Annotated in this window: 19 protein-coding genes; 15 read left to right on the top strand and 4 right to left on the bottom strand. The window is 68.9% G+C overall.

Going from position 1 to position 18,798, the window contains the following annotated elements; genetic code table 11:
* Window positions 1–469: 469 nt before the first annotated feature.
* Complete coding sequence (gene msrA, locus NQ204_RS18690) at window positions 470–1,135, bottom strand: peptide-methionine (S)-S-oxide reductase MsrA (RefSeq protein WP_165835730.1); 666 nt, start codon at window positions 1,133–1,135, stop codon at window positions 470–472.
* Window positions 1,136–1,165: 30 nt separating this feature from the next.
* Window positions 1,166–1,429 (bottom strand): putative signal transducing protein, encoded by a 264-nt coding sequence (locus tag NQ204_RS18685; RefSeq protein ID WP_079220701.1) that lies wholly within the window; start codon window positions 1,427–1,429, stop codon window positions 1,166–1,168.
* Between the two features lie 157 nt (window positions 1,430–1,586).
* Between NQ204_RS18685 and NQ204_RS18680 the strand changes: the two genes are divergently transcribed.
* The 6 genes from NQ204_RS18680 to NQ204_RS18655 all read left to right on the top strand — a co-directional run bounded on the left by NQ204_RS18680 (window position 1,587) and on the right by NQ204_RS18655 (window position 6,949).
* Window positions 1,587–3,335 (top strand): glutamine--tRNA ligase/YqeY domain fusion protein, encoded by a 1,749-nt coding sequence (locus tag NQ204_RS18680; RefSeq protein ID WP_116864516.1) that lies wholly within the window; start codon window positions 1,587–1,589, stop codon window positions 3,333–3,335.
* A gap of 43 nt (window positions 3,336–3,378) precedes the next feature.
* Window positions 3,379–4,026, top strand: coding sequence for a hypothetical protein (locus NQ204_RS18675; protein WP_116864517.1), 648 nt, complete (start codon window positions 3,379–3,381; stop codon window positions 4,024–4,026).
* Between the two features lie 51 nt (window positions 4,027–4,077).
* Window positions 4,078–4,803, top strand: coding sequence for a DUF6348 family protein (locus tag NQ204_RS18670; protein ID WP_256644627.1), 726 nt, complete (start codon window positions 4,078–4,080; stop codon window positions 4,801–4,803).
* 93 nt (window positions 4,804–4,896) lie between these two features.
* Entirely contained in the window at window positions 4,897–5,457 is a 561-nt protein-coding gene (locus NQ204_RS18665; RefSeq protein WP_256644626.1) for a nucleoside deaminase, read from the top strand.
* Complete coding sequence (rlmM, locus tag NQ204_RS18660; protein WP_256644625.1) at window positions 5,441–6,508, top strand: 23S rRNA (cytidine(2498)-2'-O)-methyltransferase RlmM; 1,068 nt, start codon at window positions 5,441–5,443, stop codon at window positions 6,506–6,508. The genes NQ204_RS18665 and rlmM overlap by 17 nt, the downstream gene beginning before the upstream one ends.
* A gap of 48 nt (window positions 6,509–6,556) precedes the next feature.
* Window positions 6,557–6,949: an EF-hand domain-containing protein gene (locus tag NQ204_RS18655; RefSeq protein WP_116864521.1), complete on the top strand. Its 393-nt coding sequence runs from the start codon at window positions 6,557–6,559 to the stop codon at window positions 6,947–6,949.
* A gap of 75 nt (window positions 6,950–7,024) precedes the next feature.
* Here the strand turns inward: NQ204_RS18655 and NQ204_RS18650 are convergent, their stop codons facing one another.
* The gene (locus NQ204_RS18650) at window positions 7,025–8,206 is read right to left on the bottom strand and encodes a UbiH/UbiF family hydroxylase (RefSeq protein ID WP_116864522.1); all 1,182 of its coding nucleotides are present in this window, start codon (window positions 8,204–8,206) and stop codon (window positions 7,025–7,027) included.
* Window positions 8,203–9,411 (bottom strand): 2-octaprenyl-6-methoxyphenyl hydroxylase, encoded by a 1,209-nt coding sequence (gene ubiH, locus NQ204_RS18645; RefSeq protein WP_256644624.1) that lies wholly within the window; start codon window positions 9,409–9,411, stop codon window positions 8,203–8,205. Before ubiH ends, NQ204_RS18650 begins: the two co-directional genes overlap by 4 nt.
* A gap of 89 nt (window positions 9,412–9,500) precedes the next feature.
* Between ubiH and NQ204_RS18640 the strand changes: the two genes are divergently transcribed.
* From NQ204_RS18640 to NQ204_RS18600, 9 genes are all read left to right on the top strand, one after another.
* Entirely contained in the window at window positions 9,501–10,085 is a 585-nt protein-coding gene (locus NQ204_RS18640; RefSeq protein WP_116864524.1) for a hypothetical protein, read from the top strand.
* A gap of 8 nt (window positions 10,086–10,093) precedes the next feature.
* Window positions 10,094–10,648 (top strand): cob(I)yrinic acid a,c-diamide adenosyltransferase, encoded by a 555-nt coding sequence (locus NQ204_RS18635; RefSeq protein ID WP_116864525.1) that lies wholly within the window; start codon window positions 10,094–10,096, stop codon window positions 10,646–10,648.
* Between the two features lie 6 nt (window positions 10,649–10,654).
* Complete coding sequence (locus NQ204_RS18630; protein WP_116864526.1) at window positions 10,655–11,593, top strand: histone deacetylase family protein; 939 nt, start codon at window positions 10,655–10,657, stop codon at window positions 11,591–11,593.
* Window positions 11,594–11,682: 89 nt separating this feature from the next.
* Window positions 11,683–14,169, top strand: a complete 2,487-nt coding sequence (gene lptD, locus NQ204_RS18625) for an LPS-assembly protein LptD (protein WP_256644623.1) — start codon at window positions 11,683–11,685, stop codon at window positions 14,167–14,169.
* A complete protein-coding gene (locus tag NQ204_RS18620) occupies window positions 14,166–15,509 on the top strand; it encodes a peptidylprolyl isomerase (RefSeq protein WP_256644622.1) in 1,344 nt (447 codons plus the stop codon). Before lptD ends, NQ204_RS18620 begins: the two co-directional genes overlap by 4 nt.
* Before the next feature lie 3 nt (window positions 15,510–15,512).
* A complete protein-coding gene (gene pdxA, locus NQ204_RS18615; protein WP_256644621.1) occupies window positions 15,513–16,493 on the top strand; it encodes a 4-hydroxythreonine-4-phosphate dehydrogenase PdxA in 981 nt (326 codons plus the stop codon).
* Window positions 16,490–17,293 carry a 16S rRNA (adenine(1518)-N(6)/adenine(1519)-N(6))-dimethyltransferase RsmA gene (gene rsmA / locus NQ204_RS18610; RefSeq protein ID WP_256644620.1) on the top strand — a complete coding sequence of 268 codons (804 nt, stop codon included), beginning with the start codon at window positions 16,490–16,492 and terminating at the stop codon, window positions 17,291–17,293. The genes pdxA and rsmA overlap by 4 nt, the downstream gene beginning before the upstream one ends.
* 13 nt (window positions 17,294–17,306) lie before the next feature.
* Entirely contained in the window at window positions 17,307–17,690 is a 384-nt protein-coding gene (gene apaG, locus NQ204_RS18605) for a Co2+/Mg2+ efflux protein ApaG (RefSeq protein ID WP_079220685.1), read from the top strand.
* A 15-nt stretch (window positions 17,691–17,705) separates the two neighbouring features.
* Entirely contained in the window at window positions 17,706–18,707 is a 1,002-nt protein-coding gene (locus NQ204_RS18600; RefSeq protein ID WP_256644619.1) for a symmetrical bis(5'-nucleosyl)-tetraphosphatase, read from the top strand.
* Window positions 18,708–18,798 lie beyond the last annotated feature (91 nt).

Below are 18,798 nucleotides of genomic sequence, written 5' to 3'. Positions count from 1 at the left end.
CCCCCCCCCCCCCCCCCCCCCCCCCCCCCCCCCCCCCCCCCCCCCCCCCCCCCCCCCCCCCCCCCCCCCCCCCGCCCTCTGACAGTTTCCGGTGGCCGCCCGCCACGGAAGAAAGAAAGAAGAGCAACCGCGGGTCGCGCGCTTCGCTTGCTCGCAGCCGAGCATGGCTCGGCTCTACAAGAGCACTGCAGAACCAAAGAAAAAGGACGCGGCTTTCGCCGCGTCCTTTTTCTTTTCCATCAGTTCGCCACCAACCCAATGCTCTTGCCCACCGTCACCGGGAAACTGTCGGGGGTGGGACGGTGTGGGTTGGCAGGACCGTTGGCGCCATGAATGGCGCCATCGAGCCCCCATGGACGGGTTTACGGCGTGTCCTGCCAACCCACACCGACCCACCCAGCCAGCAGAAAACCAGAGCCGCTTCAGCTTTTGACGTTGACGTTGCCCGCCGCAGGCGGACCTCCGCGCGTCAGCGCGGCGGCTCCACATCCAGCCCGATCGGGCAGCTCACGCCGGTGCCACCTATTCCGCAATACCCGTTCGGGTTCTTCGCCAGATACTGCTGGTGGTAATCCTCGGCGTAGTAGTACTCCGGCGCCGGGTACGCGATCTCGGTGGTGATCGGCCCGTAGCCGGACGCGTCCAGCTGCGCCTGGTAGGCCTCGCGGCTGGCCAGCGCCGCCGCATACTGCGCCTCGTCGGTGGCGTGGATCGCCGAGCGGTACTGGGTGCCCGTGTCGTTGCCCTGGCGCATGCCCTGGGTCGGGTCGTGGCTCTCCCAGAACAGCTGCAGCAGCCGCTCCAGGCTCACCACCGCCGGGTCGAACACCACCTGCACCACCTCGGTGTGGCCGGTCAGGCCCGAGCAGACCTCTTCATAGGTCGGGTTCGGGGTAACGCCGCCGGCATAGCCGACCGAGGTGCTGTACACGCCCGGCTCGGTCCAGAACTTGCGCTCGGCGCCCCAGAAACAGCCCAGCGCGAAGCGGATCTGCTGCAGGCCGGCGAAGCGGTCCTTCAGCGGATGGCTGTTCACGAAGTGCTGGTTGCTGTGCAGCGGCAGCGGCTGGTCGCGGCCCGGCAGCGCCTCTTCCGGGCGCGGCAGGCGCTGCTTGAAGGCCCCGATGCCGAGGATGCCCTGGCTGATTCCCAACATGATGCGCTCCTACGCCGGCTGTCCGGCCCAATCGTCTGCGTCTGAAATGGGGTCGGACGGGCCCTGGCCCAAGTCCAGCGCGGCGATGATCTCCTCTGCCTGCGGCCGTGCCACGTCGGGGATGCCGACCCGCAGCACGCCGAACAGCGGCAGCTCGCCCATGCCGCCCAGCAGCTGCTCGCCGAACACGAACGCGGGGATGCCGGCATCCTCCAGCGCGTGCTTGACCAGGTGGGCGTCGAACAGATTGTCGGCCTTGTACACGATGTGCATGGGCGGCTCCTCGGGACAGGGGTCCAGCATACGCCCGGGGGCTGAATCGCGCCGCTGCGCTCGGCGGGCATGGCCCGGCGCTACCTACCCGGACCGGGCAGCCCCGCCCCTGACGCGCTAAACTGTTGGTCTTTCTGCCTTTCTCTTTCGCCGACTCATGTCCGAGCACACCCCCGCCAGCCCCGAGACCCCCGCCGACAGCCACGAGAAGCGCGATTTCATCCGCCAGATCGTGCGCGAGGACCTGGCCAGCGGTAAGCACCAGGCGATCAAGACCCGCTTCCCGCCCGAGCCGAACGGCTACCTGCACATCGGCCATGCCAAGTCGATCTGCCTGAACTTCGGCCTGGCCGGTGAGTTCAGCGGCGTCTGCAACCTTCGCTTCGACGACACCAACCCGGCCAAGGAAGACCCCGAGTACGTGGCCGCCATCCAGGACGACGTGCGCTGGCTGGGCTTCACCTGGAACGAGCTGCGCCACGCCTCGGATTACTTCCAGACCTATTACCTGGCCGCCGAGAAGCTGATCGAACAGGGCAAGGCCTACGTCTGCGACCTGTCGGCCGATGAAGTGCGTGCCTACCGCGGCACCCTCACCGAGCCGGGCCGCCCGTCGCCGTGGCGCGACCGCAGCGTCGAGGAAAACCTCGACCTGTTCCGCCGTATGCGCGCCGGTGAATTCCCGGACGGCGCGCGCACCGTGCGCGCCAAGATCGACATGGCCAGCGGCAACATCAACCTGCGCGATCCGGCCCTGTACCGCATCAAGCACGTCGAGCACCAGAACACCGGCAACGCGTGGCCGATCTATCCGATGTACGACTTCGCGCATGCACTGGGCGATTCCATCGAGGGCATCACCCACTCGCTGTGCACGCTGGAATTCGAAGACCACCGCCCGCTGTACGACTGGTGCGTGGACAACGTCGATTTCGCCCATGACGATGCGCTGACCCAGCCGCTGGTCGACGCCGGCCTGCCGCGCGAAGCCGCCAAGCCGCGCCAGATCGAGTTCTCGCGCCTGAACATCAACTACACGGTGATGAGCAAGCGCAAGCTGATGGCGCTGGTCACCGAACAGCTGGTGGACGGCTGGGAAGACCCGCGCATGCCGACCCTGCAGGGCCTGCGTCGCCGCGGCTACACCCCGGCGGCGATGCGCCTGTTCGCCGAACGCGTGGGCATCAGCAAGCAGAATTCGCTGATCGATTTCAGCGTGCTTGAAGGCGCGCTGCGGGAGGACCTGGACAGTGCCGCCGCGCGCCGCATGGCCGTCATCGATCCGGTGAAGCTGGTGCTGACCAACCTCGACGAAGGCCACCAAGAGCAGCTGACCTTCAGCAACCACCCCAAGGACGAAAGCTTCGGCAGCCGCCAGGTGCCGTTCGCCCGCGAGCTGTGGATCGACCGCGAAGACTTCGCCGAAGTGCCGCCCAAGGGCTGGAAGCGCCTGGTGCCGGGTGGCGAAGTGCGCCTGCGCGGCGCCGGCATCATCCGCTGCGATGAAGTGATCAAGGATGCCGACGGCACCATCACCGAGCTGCGCGGCTGGCTGGATCCGGAATCGCGCCCGGGCATGGAAGGCGCCAACCGCAAGGTCAAGGGCACCATCCACTGGGTCAGCGCCGTGCACGCCGTGCCGGCCGAGATCCGCCTGTACGACCGCCTGTTCTCGGTGCCGAACCCGGACGACGAGTCGGAAGGCAAGACCTACCGCGACTACCTCAACCCGGATTCGCGCCGCACCGTCACCGGCTACGTCGAACCGGCCGCGGCCAGCGCCACCCCGGAGCAGTCTTTCCAGTTCGAGCGCACCGGCTACTTCGTCGCCGACCGCCGCGACCACACCGAAGCCAAGCCGGTGTTCAACCGCAGCGTGACCCTGCGCGACACCTGGTCGGCCTGATCGGATAGGCGGGCGCCGCAACGGCGCCCGCTCTCGAGCCGCCATGCTGACTGTCCTGTCTTTCCTGTTCTGGCTGCTGACCGGACACGCGGTGCTGGTCTTCTTCGCCGCGCTGCTGCTGATCGGCCTGGTGTCGTGGCGCCGCCGCCGCCCTGGCTTCGCCTTGGTCGTGTTCCCTCTGGCCCTGCTGAACATGATCGTCGGGCAGTTCGCCAATGCGGCCTTCCTCAACCTGGCCGGCGAACCTGGCGAGGCCATCATCGTGCGGGCTGAACAGACCAGCTCGCAGTTGAACGAACAGTACATCTGGCGTTACGAAGTCGTGCTGCATACGTCCGACGGCCGCGATGTCGAAACGGTCATGCATACCGATACGGCAGCCCTGTGGCCGCTGAGCAATGCGATCCGCATCCCGGGCGCCAACCAGCCGTTTGCAGTCAAGTACGTCAACGGTTTTGCCCGCAACTTCGTCATCCTCACCAATGAATCACCGCACGGCATCGCCCAGGCCCGCGCTCGTGCGCGCGAACGGGTAGAGGTTGCCGCGCGCAAGCTGCATTTCAGCCCGGACAACGCCGGGTTCCGCGCCGACTATCGACGCGAGCTGGAGACCTGGCTGCGCGACCACGGCAACGACCCGCAGCAGCAGTCCGAGGCACAGCGCTATCGCGCCGAACTCGACGCCCTGTAGCGCCCGCCCTGCCCGGTGGCTGTGCCCCATCCTGCAAACCAGGTACCTTCGATGACCAAGACCGCCTCTCCCCTCCTGCCGCTGCTGCACCAAGTCCTACTGGGCCGTGACATCGCCTGTGCGCTGGAGGGCCACGAACTGGTACTGGACAGTGGCCTGCGCCTCAGCCCGCATGCGATAGGTGCCGATCCACGCGACAACGGCGGCTGGCAGACCTCCACGGTGATCGAGGCGCGCCATCCGGAGCTGTTCGCCGATGGCCTGTTCGAGTACCAGCACGCCGCCGGCGACAGCCAGCAGGAGGCCGCGCTGTCCGGCTTCGAGAACTGGGTGAGGGTCGACCTGGCCACCCTGCAGGCCGCCATCGGCGCCAATGATGCGCCCGAGCTGCAGATGCTGACCCTGCGCTACGGCGCCGAGGAAACCGGAACGCCGCTGGCGCGCGCGGTGGTGCTGGGCCCGCTGGCCCATTACCGCGGCGAGCCCGCCGACGACGCTGCCGCCTGCAGCGAGGACGACCACGGCTCCTGCCCGTGCTGCCTGTTCACCCAGAGCCTGGACGCCTTCAACGACCTGCTGAAGACCCGCCAGTTCCTCGGCATCCGCCTGTTCGCCTCGCGCGATGCGGACGGCCAGTGCGAGGCCGACTGCCGGGTCAACGGCCACGACTTCCCCGCTGCCCTGCCCCTGCTGCGCGCCTACGCCGCACGCTGGCCGCAGGCCGGTCTGGAGTTCCGCAAGCAGTACGTAGTCGTCCGCACCGATCTGGACGACTGAGCAGACACCCCGGGTGCACCCGGCGGCCGCTACACTGCGCGCCGGTTTCCGAACCCGCCGCACCTCTCCATCTTCCACACGAGGCACCCCGCGATGCTGTACGCGCAAGTCCACCTGACCCTACCTGCCTGGATCCACGACCAGATCGACCTGGATCGTCGCTATCCCGGCGATGAGGCCAAGGTCGCGCTGGCCATCGCGCTGTCGCGGCTGAACATCGAGCACGCCAGCGGCGGCCCGTTCGGCGCGGTGGTGTTCGGCCCGGAAGACAAGGTGATCGCCGTCGGCGTGAACCGGGTGATGCCGCATGCGACCTCACTGGCGCATGCCGAGAACATGGCCTACATGCTGGCCCAGCAGCGCCTGCAGACCCCGCGTCTGAACGCTGTGCTGTCGCCGATCACCCTGGCCACCAGCTCGCAGCCGTGCTGCCAGTGCTACGGCGCAACCGTGTGGGCCGGCATCGACCGCCTGCTGATCGGCGCCAGCGCGGCCGATGTGGAAGAACTGACCCCGTTCGATGAAGGCCCGCTGCCCGCCGACTGGGTCGGCGAGCTCAACAAGCGCGGCATCGAAGTCGTGCAGGGTCTGAACCGTGATGATGCGCGCAGCGTGCTGCGTGCCTATGGAGAGAGTGATGGCGCCCGTTACTGAGGCAGGCATCGGCCTGCTGTGCCTGTGCCGCCAGGGTTTCGAGCCCGAGCTGGCCGGCGAACTGCAGTTCCGCGCCGGCGAAGCCGGTTTTGCCGGCTATGCGCGCACCCAGCGCAATGATGGCTACGTGCTGTTCATGTGCGACGAAGCCGCCGCGCTGGCCCCGCGCCTGCGGTGGCGCGAGCTGATCTTCGCCCGGCAAAAGCTGGTCGTGCTGGCCGAACTGCCGCAGCTGGACCCGGCCGACCGCATCACCCCGATGCTGGAGGTGCTGGCCGATGCGCCGCGCTTCGGCGACCTGTGGGTGGAGCACCCCGATTCGGATGCCGGCAAGCCGCTGTCCGGGCTGGCCCGCGCCTTCGGCAATGCGCTGCGCCCGGCGCTGCGCAAGGCCGGCAAGCTGACCGACAAGCCCAATGCGCGCCTGCCGCGCCTGCACGTGGTGTTCGTCGACGGCACCCATGCCTTCGTCTGCGTGGCCGACCCGGCCGACAGCGCACCGTGGGCGCTGGGCATCCCGCGCCTGAAGCTGCTGCCCGAAGCGCCCTCGCGCTCGGCGCTGAAGCTGGACGAAGCACTGCTGACCCTGCTGACCCCGGAAGAACGCGAACAGCTGGCAAAGCCCGGCATGCGCGCGGCCGACCTCGGCGCCGCACCGGGTGGCTGGACCTGGGTGCTGACCCGCCAGCACATGCACGTGCTGAGCATCGACAACGGCCCGCTGCGCCAGCATGTGCTGGACACCGGTCTGGTCGAGCACCTGCGCGCCGATGGGTTCCACTGGCACCCGGACCAGCCGCTGGACTGGATGGTCTGCGACATGGTCGAGCAGCCGCGCCGCGTGGCCGAGCGCATGGCCACCTGGTTCCGCGAAGGCTGGTGCAGACATGCGATCTTCAACCTGAAGCTGCCGATGAAGAAGCGCTGGGACGAAACCCGGCTGTGCCTGGACCTGTTCCAGGAGCAGGCCGGCAAGCCGCTGGTGGTACGTGCCAAGCAGCTCTACCACGACCGCGAAGAGATCACGGTGCTGGCCTCGCCGCTGCGCTGAGACGCGACGCCCGCCGGGCATGCCCGGTGCTACCGGGAATACGACTGCATGCACTTTCGACTGATTCCACTCCTGATGGCCCTGCTGCCGGCGGCTGCGTCGGCGCAGGTGGCCCTGCCCCAACCGGCACAGAGCGCACCGCTGCGTGACGACAGCGGCGTGGTCCGCCAGCAGTCACTGGCCAGTGGCCGGGTGACCGGCAGCGTCGACATCACCGTGCCGCTGGGCGAAACGCCGGTGACGGTGCGCTCGGTCAGCCCGGCCAGCGTGGTCGGGCAGTACCGCATCCACTTCGCCGCGCTGGATGTGGATGGCGATGGTTTCATCAACCGCGACGAGGCACAGGCCAACCCGGCGCTGGCCGATGAATTCACCTCGCTGGACGTGAAGCATCGCGGCAAGCTGGACCGCACCGACCTGGCCGGCTGGCTGATCGACTGATCCGATTCACGCGCGCCAACCAAGGTTGGCGACTACCAGCCGCGCGCTCGCCGGGCATGGCCCGGCGCTACCGGCTTAGACGCCGGCCGCGCGCTTCCAGAACGCCTGCACCAGCGGGGGCCACCTGCCGACGCAGCCCAGCGCGCGGCCACGGGCCAGGGTCAGGTGCATTTCGTCGTTGGAGAACAGGCGGTTGATCGCATCGAAGCTGTAGGCGGCAATCTGGTTGTCGCTGCGCCGTTCGCGGGCCCAGCGCTGCAGGCGCTGCGGCGACAGGCGTGGCTGGCCACGGCGTTCGGCCGACGGTGCCAGCCATTGCTGCAGGGCGGCGACATCGCGCAGCCCCAGGTTCACGCCCTGCCCGGCCAGCGGGTGCACCACATGTGCGGCATCGCCCAGCGCCAGCACACGACCGGCCACGTAATGGCGGGCCAGCTGCCGGCGCAGCGGGAACGCCGCGCGCGGCGAGGCCAGGCGCAGTTCGCCCAGGCGCGCGGCGAAGGCACGGGTCAGTTCGCGGTTGAAGGCGGCTTCGTCCAGGGCCAGCACGCGTGCTGCCTCGTCCTCTGGCAGCGTCCAGACAATCGAACTGCGGCGCTCGGCCACCGGTAGCAGGGCCAGCGGCCCGGTGGGCAGGAAGCGCTGCCAGGCCGTGGCCTGGTTCGGCAGTTCGCTGTCCACATAGGCCACCACGCCCCGCTGGTGATAGTCGTGACGCTCGACCTCGATCCCGGCCAGCTGGCGCAGGGTCGATTCGGCACCATCGGCCGCCACGGCCAGCGCGGCATCCAGGCGGCGGCCATCGTCCAGGCGCAGGCGCACGCCGTCTTCGTCCTGCTCCAGCGCTTCCACCCGCGCCGGGCAGTGCAGCTGCACGCCAGCGGCCGGCAGCGCCGCCCACAGGCGGTCCTGCAGCAGGCCGTTCTCGACGATGTAGCCCAGCTCGCGACGACCGAAGCGGTCGGCGTCGAACAACAGATCCTCGCCACCGGCCGCATCCCATACCTGCATGCGCCGGTACGGCCAGGCACGGGCCTGGGCGATCGCCGGCCACACGCCGAGGCGCTGCAGCAGCTGCACGTTGTCGGCGGCGAACGCGAACACCCGCAGGTCCGGCTGCGCGGCCTGCCACGGCGACGGCTCGCGGCCTTCGACCAGGGCCACCGAAAGACCGACATCGGCCAGCGCCAGCGCACAGGCCGCACCGACCACGCCACCACCGACGATGGCCGCGTCCAGGCGCATGCGGCGGCTCATGCGGCCTCCCCACGGCACAGGCGCGGCACCTCGCCGCGGAAACCCATCGCGCCGCCGACCAGCATCGACTGCACCGACGCGCGTTGCGCGGCGACCAGGCCCAGGCTGCGCAGCGGCCGCAGCAGCGGCGCCGGGTTGCTGGTCAGCCGGGCCAGGCCACCGGAGAACGCCACCGTCTGCCGACGGTCCTCTTCGCGGCGGGCCACGTAGGCCTGCAGCAGGCCATCGCTGCCGGCATCACCGCCCGCGTCTTCCAGCAGCTCGGCCAGGGTCAGCGCATCGCGCAGGCCCAGATTAAAACCCTGCGCACCCAGCGGGTGGATGGTCTGCGCGGCATTGCCCAGCAGCACCGTGCGCTGCCCGGCCAGCGCGCGCGCCAGCACCTGGATCAGCGGGTAGGCACTGCGCGGACCGGATTCGAGCAGGCGCCCGGCACGCCAGCCCAGCGCGCTCTGCAGGCGCTGCAGCCAGGCGGCATCGTCCAGCGCCATCACCGCCTCGGCCTGGTCACGGGCCACGCCGTGCACGCAGCCGAAGTGGCGGTCACCGCGCGGCAGCAGCGCCGTCGGGCCGGTGTCGGTGAAACGCTCCCAGGCACTGCCGTCGGGCGCGCGCTGGCTGCGCACGCGGGCGACGAACAGGGTCTGCAGGAAATCATGGCGGTCGACCTCAATGCCCAGCGACTCGCGCACGCCGCTGGCGGTACCGTCGGCACCGACCACCAGGCGTGCCTGCAGCACGCGCTCGCCGCTCTCGTCGGCCACGCGCACTTGGCGATGGCCGTCGATCACGTCGCCCAGGCCGAGGAAACGCATCGGCCGATAACGGTGCAGGCGCGGCAGCTCCTGCAGCCGTGCTTCCAGCGCCTGGCCGAAATCGCGCGCCACCACCACCTGGCCGAACCAGGGCCGGTCGTAATTGGCCGCGTCGAGCTGGACCCGGCCGAAATCCCCGGCGCGGCTGACATGGATGCGGCGGATCGGGCCGGGCGCCATTGCCAGCTTCTGCATCACCCCCAGCGCGGTCAGCGCATTGACGGTGGCGGCGGCAAAGCTGAGGTTGCGCTGGTCGAACACCGCCGGCAGTTCGCCGGCCGGGCTGGCCTCGAGCAGGCCCACGTCCAGGCCCAGCCGGTCCAGGGCGATGGCCAGGCTGGCTCCCACCAGACCGCCACCGACGATCAGCACGTCATGTCGTTCACTCATGAGCCAATGATACGCGCTCGCCGCCGGGCCCTGCGCCAACCCGCGCGGCGGGCTAGAATGAAAGCTGAATCCGCTCCGGGCCCGCTGCCATGTCCGACACCGCCAACCGCGCCTTTGTCCTCTCCGTGCTTGTGCTGTTGCTGGCGGCGACCCGGGTCAACCACTTCGCGGCCATCCCAGATGCGTCCTGGGCGGTGTTCTTCATCGGTGGCTTCTATCTGGCGCGCTGGACGCGCTGGGCGTTCCCGCTGCTGATGGTCTTCGCCGTACTGGTGGACTGGATCGTGATCCGCAGCAGCGGCCTGGATTTCTGGCAGCACTACTGCGTCTCGCCCGGCTACTGGCTGCTGCTGCCGGCGTACTTCTCGCTGTGGGCCGGTGGCCTGCTGCTGGGCCGCAACTACCACGGCGCGCACTGGTCGACCCTGGGCAAGGGCGCGCTGCTGCTGGTGGCCTCGGTGGCCCTGTGCCACCTGCTCGCCCAGGGCGGCTTCTACTGGACCACCCGCAACGTGGCCGAGCCGACCGTGGCCGGCTGGGCGCAGAACTACGCGCAGTGGTTCGGCCCCTATCTGCGCACCACGGCCATTTACGTGGCGCTGGCCGCGGCCCTGCAGCTGGCGGTCGAGCAGGTGCTGAAGCTGCAGCAGGCCCGCCGCGACATCCAGCACTGAGCCATCGCATGGGCCATCGTCTTTCGCGCATCTACACCCGTACCGGCGATGACGGCAGCACCGGCCTCGGCGATGGCAGCCGGGTCGGCAAGGACGACCTGCGCGTGGCCTCGTATGGCACGGTGGATGAAGCCAACGCCGCCCTCGGCCTGCTGCTGGCCGCGCCACTGCCCGACGACGTGCGGTCGCTGGTGGTCCACCTGCAGCACCAGTTGTTCGACCTCGGCGCCGAGCTGTGCGTGCCGGGCCATGCCGCCATCCACGCCGCCGACATCTCAGCGCTGGAACAGCAGCTGGATCATTACAACGCCGACCTGCCGATGCTGAAGGAATTCATCCTGCCGGCCGGCGGCGAAGCGGCCGCGCGCTGCCACCTGGCACGCACCATCGTGCGCAGGGCCGAGCGCGAGACCGTCTCCCTGGCGCGGGTGGAAAGCGTGCGCAGCGAAGCCCTGCAGTACCTCAACCGGCTGTCGGACCTGCTGTTCGTGCTGTCGCGGGTGCTGGCCCGTGCCGATGGCCACGGCGAGGCGCTGTGGCAGCCGCAGCACCGGCAGCGCTGACCGCCGATGCTGGTCTATACCCACCCCGCCTGCCTGCAGCACGACCCCGGCCCCGGCCATCCCGAGTGCCCGCAGCGGCTGCAGGTGGTGCTCGATGCCCTGCACCAGGCCTTCCCCGGCCAGCTGGACTGGCGCCAGGCACCGCCGGCCAAGTTCGGTGAACTGAGCCGGGTGCACGACAGTGCCCTGCTCGACTTCGTCCTGCAGCCGCAGACCCTGCCGCTGCGCCAGCTCGACATGGACACCTGGACCTCGCCCGGCTCGGCCAGCGCCGCCGCGCACGCGGCCGGCGCCGGCGTGGCCGCAATCGATGCGGTGATGCTGGGCGAGGACCCGCTGGCGTTCTGCGCGGTGCGCCCGCCCGGCCACCACGCCACCAGCAGCACGGCGATGGGCTTCTGCCTGCTCAACAACATCGCCGTGGCCGCCGCCTACGCGCGCGACCGCCACGGGCTGGAGCGCATCGCGGTGGTGGACTTCGATGTCCACCATGGCAACGGCACCCAGGACATCTTCCAGCACGACGCCCGGGTGTCGTACTACAGCACCCACCAGGCCGGGCTATTCCCCAATTCGGGCCTGCGCCGCGACCGTGGCGCCGGCAACCTGATGAACATCCTGCTGCCGCCGGGCAGTGGCGGGTTCCGCTTCCGGAATGTCTGGGCCGACGAGATGCTGCCGGCCATCGACGACTTCCGCCCGCAGCTGCTGCTGATATCGGCCGGCTTCGACGCCCACCTGCGCGACCCGCAGGCCGACCTGATGCTGGAAACCGACGATTTCGCCTGGATCACCGCCGAACTGCATGCGCTGGCCCGCCGCCACGCGGCCGGCCGGGTGGTGTCGATGCTGGAGGGCGGCTATGACCTGCAGGCCCTGTCCGAGTGCACCGTGGCCCATGTCCGGGCCCTGCTGGATGGGGCATCCGGGCCACGGGCTGGATGAACCCGAACCGGCAGCGGACGGCAACCTTCATTGCCCCTATGCAGCGGATGGGGCAATCTACCGTCCGTTTTCGCCCGAATCCGAACCGCGTGCGCCGAGCCCTCCGCCTGCTTCCCCTGCCCCTGAGCATCGCCGTCTGCCTTCCCGCGATGGCCGATGACAAGCCGCTCAACTGGGGCCTGTGCCCGGCAACCGAGGTCATTCCCGCCTTTACCGATGCCCCTACCCCGGTCCCCGTACCCGGGCAGGACAAGGCCGCCGCCAGCGCCGAGCGCGAGCAGCAGCCCACCGACATCGAGGGTGACCAGCTGCTGGGCACCACCACGGTGCCGCAGTACCAGGGCAACGTGGCGCTGCGCCGTGGCGACCAGTTCGTCGGTACCGACAAGCTCAGCTTCGACACCGAGAGTGGCAATTACATCGCCGACGGCAATGTGCGCTACCAGGATGCATCGATCCGCATGGTCGCCAAGCGTGCCGAGGGCAACCAGGAAAGCGACACCCACAAGATCACCGACATCCAGTACCAGCTGGTGTCGCGCCGTGGCAACGGCGATGCCGAATCGGTCGACCTGCAGGGCGCCGTCGGCCAGATGCACCGTTCGACCTACACCACCTGCGATCCCTCGCAGCCGGTGTGGAAGCTGTCGGCACCGGAAATCGAAGTGGACAACGACGAGGGCTTCGGCACCGCACGCAATGCCGTGCTGCGCATCGGCAAGGTGCCGGTGCTGTGGGCGCCGTACTTCAAGTTCCCGATCGACGACCGCCGCAAGACCGGCCTGCTGTTCCCGCAGCTGGGCATGTCCGGCCGCAACGGCTTCGATTACGCCCAGCCGATCTACCTGAACCTGGCGCCGAACTACGACGACACGCTGACGCCGCGCTACATGAGCCGGCGCGGCCTGATGCTCGACAATGAGTTCCGCTACCTTTACAACGGCGGCCGCGGCGAACTGCTGACCGCGTACATGCCCAACGACGAACTGCGCGATCGCGACCGCGGCCGGGTGATGTTCAACGGTTACCACAACGTCGACAGCCACTGGCAGGCCCGCGCCAACCTGGCCTGGGTCAGCGACGAGCGCTACATCGAGGACTTCGCCAACCGCCTGGTCGGCGTCACCGCGTCCAACCTGCAGAGCACCATCGGCCTGTACGGCACCGGCCAGGACTGGACCGCCGGCATCATGGCCGATCGCTGGCAGCTGACCGATTACACCCTCAATGAAAGCGCGCTGGCCTACAATCGCCAGCCGCGGCTGTATTTCAACTGGGACAAGTCGCTGCTGCCGTGGCTGGAGACCGGCGTCTACTCCGAGGTCGTCCGCTTCACCCACGACGACATCAACTTCAAATACGACGCCAGCGCCGGCGAAGACCTGCAGTACACGCGCAACGGTCTGACCCAGCGGGTCTATGGCGGTTCGCGCCTGGACATCAAGCCGTACGTGTCGTTCCCGATCAGCGGCGCGGCCTGGTACGTCACCCCGACCCTGGCCTACCGCTATACCGCCTACCAGCTGGACCGCGGCTTGGCCGACAGCATCCGCAGCAACGTGCTGGCTTCGCAGAACGTCGATACCAGCACGCTGAGCGCCGACCAGTTGCGCGGCAATACCTCGCCGACGCGCGCGCTGCCGATCGCCAGCCTGGATGCCGGCCTGTTCTTCGACCGCGACACCAGGATCGGCGGCAAGTCCTTCCTGCAGACCCTGGAGCCGCGCCTGTTCTACCTGCGCACGCCCTACCGCAACCAGGACGACCTGCCGATCTTCGATACCCGTGACTTCACCTTCAGCTGGGGCCAGCTGTTCCGCGATTCGCGCTATACCGGCGCCGACCGCCAGAACGACGCCAACCAGCTGACCTTGGCACTGAGCACCCGCTTCATCGACCAGACCACGGGCAAGGAACGCTTCTCGGCCTCGATCGGCCAGATCCAGTACTTCGACGAGTCGCGGGTGACCGTGACCCCGGGCGGCGCCCCGGTCGAAAAGGGCAAGTCGGCCTGGATCGCCGATTCGAACTACATGATCAACGACCGCTGGACCCTCGGCGCCACCTACCAGTGGGACCCGAAGTACAAGCGCGAGGATCTGGCCAGCGTCCGCGCCCGCTACCTGATGTCCAACGACGGCGTGGTCAACCTGAGCTACCGCTACCGCATCAACGCCGGTGCGGCGGCCAATGCCACCAAGGAAGAGCGCACCCTGCTGGAACAGGCCGACCTGTCGTTCCTGTACCCGCTGAACGAGCGCTGGAGCCTGGTGGGCCGCTATTACTACTCCATCCAGGACAGCAAGCCGCTGGAAATCATCGGTGGCGTGCAGTGGGACAGCTGCTGCCTGGCCGTGCGCGCCGTGGCCCGCCGCTACGTGCGCAACCGCGAAGGTGAACTGAACAATTCCATCCAGCTCGAGTTCGTGCTCAAGGGCCTGAGCTCGCTGGGCCAGGACACGGACCGCACCCTGCGCCGTGCTATCCTCGGGTACAACCGCGACGACCTCTATCTCGTGCCGCCCAGCAACACCGGGGCGACCCGGGACGACTACGATCCAAACCAGATCCCATGACCAAGAGCTTCCCCGTCCTACTCGCTTCGCTGCTGGCCGTGTCCAGCGTGTCCGCCCCCCTCCAGGTCATCGCCCAGGAGGCCCAGCCGCTGGACCGCATTGCAGCCATCGTCGATGAGGACGTGGTGCTGCAGAGCGAACTGCAGCGCGCGATCGTCAACATCAAGGCCCAGTACGCCGGTCGTGAGAACCAGCTGCCGCCCGATGACGTGCTCAGCCGCCAGGTGCTCGAGCGCCTGGTGCTGGTCAAGCTGCAGGTCGCCCGCGCCCAGAGCAGCGGCATCCGCATCAGCGACCAGGAACTGAACCAGGCGATGAACTCGATCGCCCAGCAGAACGGTTCCAACCTGGACGCCCTGCGCCAGCGCCTGGCCAGCGACGGCATCGATTTCGCCGATTTCCGCGCCTCGGTGCGTGACGAGATCACCGTGCAGCGTCTGCGCCAGAGCTTCGCCCAGAGCCGCATCAGCGTCAGCGAAGGCGAGGTCGATGCTGCCCTGAAGCAGCAGGCCACCGTCGGCAACCAGTACCACCTGGCGCACATCCTGGTGGCCCTGCCTGACGGCGCCACTGCCGAACAGATCTCCACCGGCCAGAAGAAGGCCGATGGCGTGAAGGCACTGCTGGACAAGGGCGAGCTCGACTTCAACGCCGCCGCCGTCCGCTATTCCGACAGCCCCAACGCGCTGGAAGGCGGCGATCTGGGCTGGCGCAGCCTGGATGAGATCCCGGCCGCCTTCGCGCAGATGATGCAGCAGATGAAGGCCGGCGACGTGGTCGGTCCGATCCGTGGCCCGAGCGGCTTCCAGCTGCTGAAGCTGGTCGAGGTGCGCGATGCCAACGCCGCCACCGGCGACCACACCGTCACCGAGTACCACGGCCGCCACATCCTGGTGCGCGTGGACGACAACCAGACCGACGCGGCCGCCAAGGCCAAGATCGACACCCTGCGTGCCCGCATTGCGGGTGGTGCCGACTTCCAGGCCGTGGCCAAGGAATCGTCGGAAGACAACAACAGCAAGGGCCAGGGCGGCGATCTGGGCTGGTTCCCGGCCGATGCCTTCGGTCCGGCGTTCGGCCAGCAGGTCGAAGGCATCCAGGACGGCGGCGTCAGCCAGCCGTTCCGTACCGATGCCGGCTGGCACATCGTGCAGCGCGTTGCCACGCGCCAGACCGACGTGACCAGCGACAACCAGCGTGCCCAGGTCCGCGAGACCATCGGCCGCCGCAAGCTGGAAGACGAATACAACCGCTTCCTGCAGGAACTGCGTGGCGAAGCCTACGTCAGCTTCCGCAGTGGCGACCGCGCGGAGAACACCGCGACGCCGCAGCAGCCCTGACCGATGCGCCCCGAGCTCGCTCTGGTACCGGGCGAGCCGGCGGGGATCGGCCCGGAGCTGTGCGTCCGCCTTGTCCAGCAGCCGCGTGATGATTGCCGGCTGCTGGCCTTCGCCGACCCGGATACCCTGCGCGCGGCCGCGGCCGCGCTGAAGCTGCCCCTGCAGCTGCTGCCTGAGGATGCCGAGGCCCGCCTGCCCGGCGACCTGCGCCTGCGCGCCCTGCCCAACAGCACCCTCAGCCACTTCGGCCAGACCGATCCCGCCAACGCGGGCGCGGTGGTCCGTGCGTTGCTGGCGGCCGGCCAGGCCTGCCTGTCCGGCGAGCTGCAGGGCGTGGTCACCGGCCCGGTGCACAAGGCGGTGATCAACCAGGGCGGCATCGCCTACAGCGGCACCACCGAACTGCTGGCCGACCAGGCCGGGGTGAAGGTGGTGATGATGCTGGCCAACGACATCGTGCGTGTGGCCCTGGCCACCACCCACCTGCCGCTGCGCGAGGTGGCCGATGCGATCACCACGCCCAGTCTGGAACACACCCTGCGCACCGTGCATGCCGCGCTGCGCCGCGAGTTCGGCCTGCCTGCGCCACGCATCGCCGTGCTCGGGCTGAACCCGCATGCCGGCGAAGACGGCCACCTCGGCCGCGAGGAGCTGGACCTGGTCATCCCCCTGCTGCAGCGCCTGCGCGCGGAGGGCATGGAACTGGTCGGGCCGCTGCCGGCCGATACCGCCTTCCTGCCGGCCAAGCTGGCCGGCTTCGACACCGTGCTGGCCATGTACCACGACCAGGGCTTGCCGGTGTTGAAGTATTCCGGCTTCGAACGGGCCGTGAACCTGACCCTGGGCCTGCCCTACCCGCGCGTGGCCGTCGACCACGGCACCGCGCTGGAGCTGGCCGGGCGTGGCATCGCCGATCCTTCCAGCCTGCAGGCCGCAACGGCGCTGTGTGCGCGGCTGGCCCGGCAACGTACACTGAGCGCATGAATTCCCCGCATTCCCCCTCCGGCCCGGTGTTCACCGCCCCGGCCAAGAAGCAGCTTGGCCAGCATTTCCTGGCCGACCGCCACTACATCGACAAGATCGTGATGGCGGTCAATCCCAAGGACGGTGACCGTCTGGTCGAGATCGGCCCCGGCCAGGGCGCGATCACCCTGCCCCTGCTGCGCGTGCACCGGAAGCTGACTGTGATCGAGTTCGACCGCGACCTGATCGCGCCGCTCACTGCCGCCGCCGAACCGCTGGGCGATCTGACCATCGTCCAGGGCGACGTGCTGCGCGTGGATTTCACCGCGCTGGCCGCCGGCGAGCCGATCCGCCTGGTCGGCAACCTGCCCTACAACATCTCCTCGCCCATCCTGTTCCACGCGCTGGAGCACGCCGCGGTCGTCCGCGACATGCACTTCATGCTGCAGAAGGAAGTGGTGGACCGCATGGCTGCCGGCCCGGGCAGCAAGGTCTATGGCCGCCTCAGCGTGATGCTGCAGGCGTACTGCCAGGTGACCTCGCTGTTCGTGGTGCCGCCGGGCGCGTTCCGGCCGCCGCCGAAGGTCGACTCGGCCGTGGTGCGGCTGGTGCCGCGTGACCCGGCCAGCGTCAACATCAACGACCACAAGCGCTTTGCCGACGTGGTCAAGGCCGCCTTCGGGCAGCGCCGCAAGACCCTGCGCAATGCGCTCAACAACGTCGTCACGGCCGAGCAGTTCGCGGCCGCCGGCGTGCGCCCCGATGCCCGTGCAGAACAGCTGGATGTGGCTGAATTCATCGCTTTGGCCAATGCCACCTGATTACACTGCCGGTATGGAAGACGCTGACGTTTACGCCATTACTGTCGAGGTTGCTCCGCGCTTCCTCGACGACCAATCCGCGCCGGAAGACGGCCGCTATGCGTTCGCCTATACGATCCGCATCCACAACCAGGGGCGCGTCGCCGCGCGCCTGGTCGCCCGCCACTGGCGCATCACCGATGCCAACGGCCGTGTCGAGCATGTCGATGGCGACGGGGTGATCGGCGAACAGCCGCGCCTGCGCCCGGGTGAAGACTTCCGTTACACCTCGGGTGTCATGCTGGGGACCGACCACGGGACCATGCAGGGCCACTACGACATGGTTGCCGATGACGGCACCGAATTCGCCGCGCCGGTCGCACCTTTCGTGCTGGCCGTGCCGCGTACCCTGCACTGACACGGAGGCCGGACGATGAGTGTATGGGCGATCGGCGACCTGCAGGGCTGCTACGACGTTACCCAGCGACTGCTGGAAAAGATCCGCTTCGACCCGGCGCAGGACACCCTGTGGTTCTGCGGCGATCTGGTGAACCGCGGCGGACAGTCGCTGGAAACCCTGCGCCTGGTGCATTCGCTGCGCGAGCACAGCGTGGTGGTGCTGGGCAACCATGACCTCTCGCTGCTGGCCGTCGGTGCGCGCACCGAAGAGGAACAGCGCAAGGTCAACCCGGACCTGCTGCGCATCGTGCAGGCCGAGGACCGCGACCAGCTGCTGGACTGGCTGCGCCTGCAGAAGCTGGTGCACGTGGACCGCGAGCTGGGCTGGATGATGGTGCATGCCGGCCTGGCGCCGAAGTGGACCACGCAGATGGCCGAGAAGCACGCCGCCGAGGTGGAAGTGCAGCTGCATGGCGCCGGCTACCGCAAGCTGTTCCGCAACATGTACGGCGACAAGCCGAGCTGGGCACCGAACCTGTCCGGCTACGACCGCTCGCGGGCGATCATCAATGTGCTCACCCGCATGCGCTACTGCACCCCGCGTGGGCGCATCGGCATCGAGGACAAGGGCACGCCGGGTACGCAGGAACAGGGGCTGTATCCCTGGTTCGAAGTACCGGGCCGGGTGGAGCGTGACCTGAAGGTGGTCTGTGGCCACTGGTCGGCGCTGGGCCTGACCATCACCCAGGGCGTGCATGCCATCGACACCGGTGCGGTGTGGGGCGGCAAGCTCACCGCCATCCAGCTCGACACCGACGAACTGCGCGTGGTGCAGGTACCCGGCCGGGATGTGCCGGCACCGGTAGCCAATGCCCGCCCGCCGGCACGACCGGCGCGCGAGCGGCCGGCCGCTGCCGCGCAGGACAAGGACAAGGAAGCGGCCGCAGCACCTGCCGCCAGCCGTGGCCCGCGTCGTCGCCGTCGCCGTGGTGGCGGTGGTGGTGGCAACGGCAACAGCGCGCCGCCGCAGGGCTGATACGTTCAACGCTGTTTTGTAGAGTCGGGGGGGGGGGGGGGGGGGGGGGGGGGGGGGGGGGGGGGGGGGGGGGGGGGGGGGGGGGGGGGGG

This window comes from Stenotrophomonas testudinis (assembly GCF_024499815.1).
GTDB lineage: Bacteria > Pseudomonadota > Gammaproteobacteria > Xanthomonadales > Xanthomonadaceae > Stenotrophomonas.
The sequence above is the reverse complement of the archived record's forward strand: the minus strand, read 5'-3'. Positions and strand labels throughout refer to the sequence as shown.